We start from the raw sequence: 3017 nt of genomic DNA, 5'->3' as shown, positions 1-3017 counted from the left end.
ATGGTGGGCCGAGGGATCAGGCGCGGGATGCGTGGTTTGCAGGGCAGGGCTTCACTGTCTTGCGGTTCTGGAACGCGGATGTTGACCACAATATTGATGGCGTGATGCAGGTTGTTCTGGAGGCTCTGGAAGCGTGCCCCCCACCCCCATCCCCTCCCCACAAGGGGGAGGGGAGCCGCGAAATCGCAGGTAGGACGCCTGACGGAAAGGATGCGAGACGGTGAAACGCCTCATCGAAAAGGGTCTGATGTTCGGCAATCTCGTGCCCGTCGAGAGCCCGGCGCTGGTCGAACGCTATAACCGCGCGCTGAAGGCGTTGACGGGCAAGGAGACGAAGCTTGCCGATTTCCACATCGACATCTCGGGCTATTCGCCCGAGATCGGCGACGAGTTGGGCGATCACCTCTACCTCAATGCCAATGGCTGCAACCGGCAGTTCATCCTGCTGACGACCGACCAGAAGACCGCGCCACTGCTCAATGCCAAATTTTCCACCTCGCGCGGCATCCTCACCCGGTTCATCGAGGAAAACGAAGCGCAGCTTTTCACCCTGACCGCGCGGGACGCAGTGGCGGGGGAGCTGGAGAATACCGTTTACGATCTGAACGAACCGAAGCGGCTTTTTGACATCCGCCGCATCTCCGTCGTGGCCGATACGACCGGCAATCATGTGGCCGAGGGCGCGAAGCTATCGGGTCTCATCGAACGCTTCCGCACCGAAGAGGACGGTTGGTGGGACGATGTGCTGATCGGCGAGATGATCGGGCTTGCGACAAAGACCGGCGACGTGACCCGCAATCCGGTGACGCTGAAGGCTACCAGCTTCGATCAGGGCAACTTCTGGACCGCGCATTTTGGCGGGGTTTACCTGTTCCGCGATGTGGAGCATCCGGCCGCACTTTCGGTAGGGCCGAAGGAAAAGCTCGGCGCGCTGCCGATCACCTATGTCTTCGACCTTTCCGACCGCAATCAGGTGGCGAAGCTTCTGGATATCAACGACCTTGTCGAGCCGATCCACGAGGCGCGCGGTGCCGATGCCGCCGCGATCCTGCGGCAGAAGATGGATTTCATCGTGGTTGCGGCGGCGGCGGAACTGGGCCTTGAGATTGGCCACGGGTCGCGCCGCGATCTGAGGCAGGCGGCGGTCAGCATGGGGTCACGGCTGCCCGAAGAGTTTCAGGGGCTTGCCGAACTGCTCAGATGGGTCGAAACCGGCGGCCGCTTCCCGCGCATCACGGCGATGCATCCGGCCTATTTCTACACGCTCCGCGCCAAGCCCCATGCCGACCGCGATCTGGTGAACATGCTTCTGGCCGAACTGTCGCCCCTTGACGTGCGTCAGCTTTACATATGCCACAAGGAGCTTTTTTACGACCTCTACCGGTCCTGGCCCGAGGCCAAGAAGCAATTCGTGGCCGACTATCTTGAACGCGAATATCAGATCGACAAGGCCGGTGCGCGGCGTGACATCTTCGGGGCGGAGCCGGGCATGGCCGATACCGGGGTGGTGGTCGAACCGGGCCCGTGGGGCCGTCCGGGCTGGCCTGTCGAGCGCAAGAATGACCTTGTCGACAAGGTCGGTCCCTGGGGTGCTGTCAGGAAGGAACGCAGATGATCGCCTTTGTCCGTCTCGCCGTCTTCGGCTTTGCCGCCATGACGATCATGTATGTGCTTCTGTCGATCTATTCGCGGTCTGTGGAACGCGAGCGGCTGGAAAAGCAATGGGATGCGGAGCGGTCGGGGGATGACCCGGAGGCGCGCGATGCCTATATCGAGGCGGGCATGACGAGCTATGAGAAAAGCCTGCGGGCCAAGTTGATCTGGCTGGTCTATGTAGTGCCGACACTGGCGGTGCTGGTGCTGATCTATCTGACGAACTGAGCCCGGGGGTGGCGGTTATGAAATACGCGAAATGGACGATCCTGACGCTTCTGGCGCTGACCGTGATCGGGTTCTTCCACTACACGCTGCCGCAGCATGACATCGTGCGGGTGGTGAACACCTATCAGGAACGGCAGGACCTGAACGACTGGACCCGGATCTTCTGGTCGAGCCCGGATGACCAGTCCGGCACGCTCGTCAACCGCGATGTGCAGTTCATCCAGACGGTGCAGGCCAATGGCGAGCCGATGGTTTACCGCAATGAGGATACAAGCTGGTCCTGGCCGCCCTATTTCAAGTTCGATACCGCGAACCTGCAGACCGAGGCGGAGGATCTGAAATCAACGTCGGCCAACCCGCAATGGGTCTCGGTCACCCATTACGGCTGGCGCATCGTCTATTTCTCGGCTTTCCCGAACGCGATCTCGATCAAGCCGGTCGAGGGGCCGGATGCGACGATCATCCCGTGGTTCAACATCTTCTTCTTCGTCTTCGTTGCGGTGATCCTGCTGGTCCTGCGCCGCATGTGGCTGCAGTTCCGTGAACGCTCCATTGATCCGGTGCTCGAGGATATGGGCGAAGCCTGGGACGGGGTCGAGGACCGCGCCGATGCCGCCGCCGGACGCGCGCGCGGGCTTTGGGGCCGGTTCACGGCCTGGTTGGGAACATGGAAGGGCAAGCCACGGCAGTGACCCCGGGGCGCGGATTTACACGCGCTGCCCTGTTGCCGTCGTCTGACATGCATTGGCAGGTTACCTAAACCTGCGGTTTTGTCGGCGGGCAGGTCTTCGGGGGCATCGACAACGTCCGGTGCGACCCGGCGTTCGGCACTCCATTGATAAGACACCCCGATGCGGAACTGATGGAGATGGGAAATCTGCCACCCCATGGCCTTTTTGATCGTTATAGCGTTTCGCGTTAAACCTGAATCACCTAACGCTGCCTGAAATCTAAGATTTCAACGCGTTAGGTGATGAGTGATGTTTCAAGTCAAACGCGAAACGCTGTAAGAGGTGGTTCCGGAAATCTGAACAGCCGGGATAAGTGGATTTTCCGCGCAACAGCAGCATGATGCTGCGAGCGAGGAGAAGACCATGGCAAGACGACCGCGCCGGAACCACAGCCCGGCATTCAAA

The 3017-nt window shown here is 60.6% G+C and carries 4 protein-coding genes; all 4 read left to right on the top strand.

Going from position 1 to position 3017, the window contains the following annotated elements; all coding sequences use genetic code 11:
* Positions 1–224 (top strand): endonuclease domain-containing protein (locus WBB85_RS23225; RefSeq protein ID WP_432640930.1); only part of this gene is annotated, 224 nt, incomplete at its 5' end.
* On the top strand, positions 221–1615 hold the full coding sequence (locus tag WBB85_RS23220; protein WP_432640929.1) for a DUF6638 family protein: 1395 nt from the start codon (positions 221–223) through the stop codon (positions 1613–1615). The genes WBB85_RS23225 and WBB85_RS23220, both read left to right, overlap by 4 nt.
* Positions 1612–1881 carry a hypothetical protein gene (locus WBB85_RS23215; RefSeq protein WP_432640928.1) on the top strand — a complete coding sequence of 90 codons (270 nt, stop codon included), beginning with the start codon at positions 1612–1614 and terminating at the stop codon, positions 1879–1881. Before WBB85_RS23220 ends, WBB85_RS23215 begins: the two co-directional genes overlap by 4 nt.
* Before the next feature lie 17 nt (positions 1882–1898).
* Positions 1899–2573 carry a DUF1523 family protein gene (locus WBB85_RS23210; protein WP_432640927.1) on the top strand — a complete coding sequence of 225 codons (675 nt, stop codon included), beginning with the start codon at positions 1899–1901 and terminating at the stop codon, positions 2571–2573.
* Positions 2574–3017: the final 444 nt, after the last annotated feature.

It is taken from the genome of Albidovulum sp., from assembly GCF_049646345.1.
GTDB lineage: Bacteria > Pseudomonadota > Alphaproteobacteria > Rhodobacterales > Rhodobacteraceae > Albidovulum.
Note: the sequence above shows the minus strand (reverse complement) of the source record. Positions and strands in the feature narration are given on the sequence as shown.

What these genes read in the sequence shown, in the direction of transcription:
- WBB85_RS23215 (WP_432640928.1), top strand. Translation starts at nt 1,612, where the DNA reads ATGATCGCCTTTGTCCGTCTCGCCGTCTTCGGCTTTGCCGCCATGACG.
- WBB85_RS23210 (WP_432640927.1), top strand. Translation starts at nt 1,899, where the DNA reads ATGAAATACGCGAAATGGACGATCCTGACGCTTCTGGCGCTGACCGTG.